The 5,283-nt window shown below is 66.7% G+C and carries 3 protein-coding genes and 1 pseudogene; 3 read left to right on the forward strand and 1 reads right to left on the reverse strand.

Going from position 1 to position 5,283, the window contains the following annotated elements; translation table 11 throughout:
- Positions 1-324: 324 nt before the first annotated feature.
- A pseudogene (locus GZ997_RS12790) lies at positions 325-1,056 on the reverse strand (DDE-type integrase/transposase/recombinase); the annotation flags it as partial.
- Positions 1,057-2,165: 1,109 nt separating this feature from the next.
- On the opposite strand from GZ997_RS12790, the gene rpsL reads away from it, so the two are divergent.
- The 3 genes from rpsL to fusA all read left to right on the forward strand — a co-directional run bounded on the left by rpsL (position 2,166) and on the right by fusA (position 5,221).
- Complete coding sequence (rpsL, locus tag GZ997_RS08875; protein WP_073327562.1) at positions 2,166-2,540, forward strand: 30S ribosomal protein S12; 375 nt, start codon at positions 2,166-2,168, stop codon at positions 2,538-2,540.
- Positions 2,540-3,010 (forward strand): 30S ribosomal protein S7, encoded by a 471-nt coding sequence (gene rpsG, locus GZ997_RS08880; protein WP_161924761.1) that lies wholly within the window; start codon positions 2,540-2,542, stop codon positions 3,008-3,010. Before rpsL ends, rpsG begins: the two co-directional genes overlap by 1 nt.
- 75 nt (positions 3,011-3,085) lie before the next feature.
- The gene (fusA, locus tag GZ997_RS08885; protein WP_161924760.1) at positions 3,086-5,221 is read left to right on the forward strand and encodes an elongation factor G; all 2,136 of its coding nucleotides are present in this window, start codon (positions 3,086-3,088) and stop codon (positions 5,219-5,221) included.
- The last annotated feature ends 62 nt before the right edge of the window (positions 5,222-5,283 follow it).

The following is a 5,283-nucleotide window of genomic DNA, read 5'->3' on the forward strand; positions in this document are numbered from 1 at the left end:
ATCTCACGACTTCTGACACTCCCAGATGTCATGAGATCCAACAGTCCCAGAAGTCATGAGACAACACAGTACCCCTACGGTACGAACCGTCGCCACAGGGTACGAATCGTCGACCGGAACGTACGAACCGTCACCACGAGGTACGAACCGTCACCACGAGGTACGAACCGTCGCTGTGATGTCTCAGGAGATCGGTGACAGTTTTGTGCCAGGACATCGGTGACACTTGGTGTGTCAGGATATCGGTGACAGTTCTGGGTCTTGTGGGGTGTGGTGGTTGGCGGGGTTGGGTGTGTGCGGGTCGAGACGTAGCGGGTGCCGGGCGCGGGCCAGGGGCGGGGCGTCGAGGTAGCGGAACAGGGTCTGGTGGAAGCGCTCGTTCTTGTCCTGGGGGTGGGCTTGTACGGCTTGCCGGTGATGGGTTCCACCCCTAGGGCGCGCACGTGGCCCGTCCAGCTTGCCTTTGCGGCCGCGTCGGGTGGGATTCACAGCGACCCCGTTGTCGGTCAGCAGCCGCTGGGGCACTCCGTAGCGGGCGACGGCCTTATCGAAGGTGGCGATGGCTGCCTGGCTGGTCTCGGAGGCGGCGACCAGGGACGCCACCGCCAGGCGGGATTGGTCGTCGATGAGCCGGGTAGATGACGGCCTTACGGCCGCCGGCCAGTACGTATTCGGTGGCGTCCATCTGTCAGTAGGCGTTCGGGGCGGGGTAGACGAAACGGCGCCATGCCGCCCGGGGCCTCTTGGCCTGCTCGGCGTGGGCCACGCCGGCGGCGCGGAAGATCCGGGCCAGGGACGCCGACGAGGGCGTCTGAAGGCCCATGGCCCGCATCTTGTCGTGCACGCTGAATCGGGCCGCAGTCCAGGCCAGAGCGTTCTAGCGCGGCACGCACGTCCAGGGCCTGGTAGCGCCTGTTTGCTTATACGTCCCGGACTTGTGCGAGGACGGCGAGAGCGGGGCTCGAGTATCGCGGCCTCCCCGTCAGCTCGGGCTCTGGCCCGCAGCGCGTAGAAGGTCTTGCGGCAGATGCCCTCATGCTCGCAGAACGTGGTCACCGCCCCGCGCGGGGCGTCATCAGGCCACCGCGCGATCGCCAGACGCATACGCGGATCAACACAACCACTGTTGGACTTCCTGACTGGGCTCATGCATCCAAAAACACGCCAGAACTGTCACCACCAACAACCCCTGAACTGTCACCGATGTCCTGACACATAACAGGTTCTTGGGTTGACCTTACGGTTCGTCATGTTGCCTGGGTGCTGGGGCGTCGCCCGCGGCGGTTTGTCGGGTGTCCCCGTGAACCGTTGCCGTTCATGGCGGGTCGTCGCTGCTGCGGGTCAGACGCAATACGCGGACCGTCCGCCCGGGAGAGCCCCCGCAACGGCGTACGTGCGTCAGGCGCCGGCCCTAGCACGTCCCGCGCCCGTCGGAAGCGTCCTCGCTGCCGGCGGGCGGTCGTCGACAACGCCGGATCATCTGCAACGCCACTTCGGGGTTAACAACACCTGTTAACGGCCTGCTGAAGGGCTCTGAGGTATACAGCAGGCCGTTAAGTAGCGTTGTTAACGTCCAGCCGGCGCGGCCGGCACCCGCCGAACACGACCTCGTCAACCCGAACACGACCACCACGCAACAGCCCGAGTCCTTGCCCCCACACCCACAAACACGAAACCCCCCATTAGGCTCTATCCTGAGCGCCCCGCCCACCCAGTACGGGCCGTGGCACCGGGATCCGCGCGCAGCGTCCGTCGCTCGGCCCCGCGCCAGTGATCGGTCCCCGCGCCAGTAAGCCGACCGCACCCCGGGCGCGAGCCGGTTGCAGCTACCGGTTTTGGTGGGGCGGTTTTACGTGGCCAGGAACACCCTGAGCCCGTCTGGCGTGCGGCGTCGTGCCCGGGTAGTGTGCCCCACTGGTGCCCGTGTGCGGGCTACCGTTCTCCATTCCGTTCCCAGCCGATCGGCGCCAGACGTCGAGGGGTGACGCGGGTCTGCCGCGGTGGGAACCGACGGGCCCCGTCACGGGGCTCCGGACGCAGCGCCGTCGGCCCGGCCGACTCCCTGCGGACCGGCCCATTCCGTGGCGGAGTGCGCCGTCGGGGAAGAGCGGGTCGGCACGTGGGCAACGACAGCCCGCAAAGCACTTCAAGATGGAGAATCAGTAGTGCCCACAATTCAGCAGCTGGTCCGCAAGGGCCGCTCAACCAAGCGCGCGGCGTCCAAGACGCCGGCGCTCAAGTCCAGCCCGCAGCGTCGTGGCGTATGCACCCGTGTGTACACCACGACCCCGAAGAAGCCGAACTCCGCCCTCCGTAAGGTCGCCCGCGTGCGCCTGTCCACCGGAATTGAGGTCACGGCCTACATCCCCGGTGAGGGCCACAACCTCCAGGAGCACTCGATCGTGCTCGTCCGCGGGGGTCGTGTGAAGGACCTTCCCGGTGTCCGCTACCACATCGTGCGCGGCTCCCTCGATACCCAGGGTGTCAAGGGTCGTCAGCAGGCACGCTCCAAGTACGGCGCCAAGAAGGAGAAGAACTAATGCCCCGTAAGGGTCCCGCACCCCGGCGCCCGCTTGCCGTCGACCCGGTCTACGGCTCGCCCGTCGTCACCCAGCTCGTCAACCGCGTACTGCTCGACGGCAAGAAGGCAACCGCCGAGCGCATCGTCTACGGCGCCCTCGAGGGCGTGCGCTCCAAGACCGACCAGGACCCGGTCTCGGTGCTCAAGCGCGCTCTGGACAACATCCGCCCGGCCCTGGAGGTGCGCTCCCGCCGCGTCGGCGGCGCCACCTACCAGGTCCCCGTCGAGGTCCGCCCGAACCGCGCCACCACCCTCGCGCTGCGCTGGCTGGTGGACTTCTCCCGGCAGCGCCGCGAGAACACCATGACCGAGCGCCTGATGAACGAGATTCTGGACGCCTCCAACGGCCTCGGCGCCGCTGTCAAGCGGCGCGAGGACATGCACCGAATGGCCGAGTCCAACAAGGCCTTCGCTCACTACCGCTGGTAAGCATCCCCACGCCGTCCGGGCCCGCCGGCTCGTACGGGCCCAACTCCCTCACCTAACGAACGAAGGACACCACTAGTGGCACTAGACGTGCTGACTGACCTCACCAAGGTCCGCAACATCGGCATCATGGCTCACATCGATGCCGGCAAGACCACCGTGACTGAGCGCATCCTGTTCTACACGGGTATCAACTACAAGATCGGCGAGACGCACGACGGCGCCTCGACGATGGACTGGATGGAGCAGGAGCAGGAGCGCGGTATCACCATCACCTCCGCGGCCACCACCTGCTTCTGGAAAGACAACCAGATCAACATCATCGACACCCCCGGCCACGTCGACTTCACGGTCGAGGTCGAGCGCTCGCTGCGTGTGCTCGACGGCGCGGTCGCCGTCTTCGACGGCAAGGAGGGCGTTGAGCCCCAGTCCGAGACGGTGTGGCGCCAGGCGGACAAGTACAACGTGCCCCGCATCTGCTACATCAACAAGATGGACAAGCTGGGTGCGGACTTCGACTTCTCCGTGCAGACGATCCGCGACCGGCTCCACGCCACCCCGATCGTCGTGAACTTCCCCATCGGTGCCGAGAACGAGTTCTCCGGCGTCGTCGACGTCATCGAGATGCGGGCCATCCGCTTCCCGGAGAAGGACGCCGATGGCAAGGACACCCGCGGCTCGATCGTCGAGTACGAGGAGATCCCGGCCGAGCTGGTGGCCAAGGCCGAGCAGCTGCGGGGCGAGCTCATGGAGACGGTCGCCGAGGCCGACGACGAGCTGATGGAGAAGTACCTGGAGGGGGAGGAGCTGTCGGTCGCCGAGCTCAAGCGCGGTATCCGCAAGCTCACCATCGCCGGCCAGGCCTTCCCGGTCTTCGCCGGCTCCGCCTTCAAGAACAAGGGCATTCAGCCGGTTCTGGACGGCGTGCTCGACTACCTGCCCTCTCCGCTGGACGTGCCCGCGGTCGAGGGCCACGCCCCCGGCGACGAGTCCAAGGTGCTGACCCGCGAGGCCGACGAGAAGGAGCCCTTCTCCGCCCTGGCCTTCAAGGTCGCCACCCACCCGTTCTACGGCAAGCTGGTTTACGTGCGCGTCTACTCCGGCAAGGTCGCCCAGGGCGACACGGTGTTCAACGCCACCAAGGGCCGCAAGGAGCGCGTCGGCAAGCTCTTCCAGATGCACTCCAACAAGGAGAACCCGGTGGAGGAGGCCCACGCCGGCCACATCTACGCCTTCATCGGCCTGAAGGACGTGACCACCGGTGACACCCTGTGCGCCCAGGGCGACCCGGTCATCCTGGAGTCGATGACCTTCCCGGACCCCGTGATCCACGTGGCCATCGAGCCCAAGACCAAGGGCGACCAGGAGAAGCTCGGCGTCGCCATCCAGAAGCTCTCCGAGGAGGACCCGACCTTCACGGTCGAGCTCGACGAGGAGACCGGCCAGACCGTCATCGGCGGTATGGGCGAGCTGCACCTGGACGTGTTCGTCGACCGCATGCGGCGCGAGTTCAAGGTTGAGGCGAACGTCGGTAACCCGATGGTCGCCTACCGCGAGACCATCCGCAAGAAGGTCGACAAGGTCGAGTACACGCACAAGAAGCAGACCGGTGGCTCCGGCCAGTTCGCGAAGGTGCTCATGTCCTTCGAGCCGCTCGTGGCCGACGAGGCCGACGACGAGGCCGAGAACACGCACTACGAGTTCGTCAACGCCGTCACCGGTGGGCGCGTGCCCCGGGAGTTCATCCCGAGCGTCGACGCCGGCGTGCAGGAGGCCATGACCACCGGCGTGCTGGCCGGCTACCCCATGGTGGACGTCAAGGCCACCCTGGTCGACGGCGGCTACCACGAGGTTGACTCCTCCGAGATGGCCTTCAAGATCGCAGGCTCCATGGCCTTCAAGGAGGGCGCCAAGCGGGCTCAGCCGGTTCTGCTCGAGCCGGTCATGGCCGTCGAGGTGCGCACCCCCGAGGAGTACATGGGCGACGTGATCGGCGACCTGAACTCCCGCCGTGGCATGGTCCAGTCGATGGAGGATGCACAGGGCGTGAAGGTCATCAAGGCCGCCGTGCCGCTGTCGGAGATGTTCGGCTACGTCGGCGACCTGCGTTCCAAGACGCAGGGCCGCGCCGTGTACTCCATGGCGTTCGACTCCTACGCCGAGGTTCCCAAGAACGTCGCTGACGAGGTCATCGCCAAGGCCAAGGGCGAGTAACCCGGCCTGCGCAGTCGCCGGGGCGGAGGCGAACAGCCCCGCCCCGGCGGCCCCGGCCCCGG

The organism is Actinomyces sp. 565 (assembly GCF_010365615.1).
Lineage (GTDB): Bacteria > Actinomycetota > Actinomycetes > Actinomycetales > Actinomycetaceae > Actinomyces.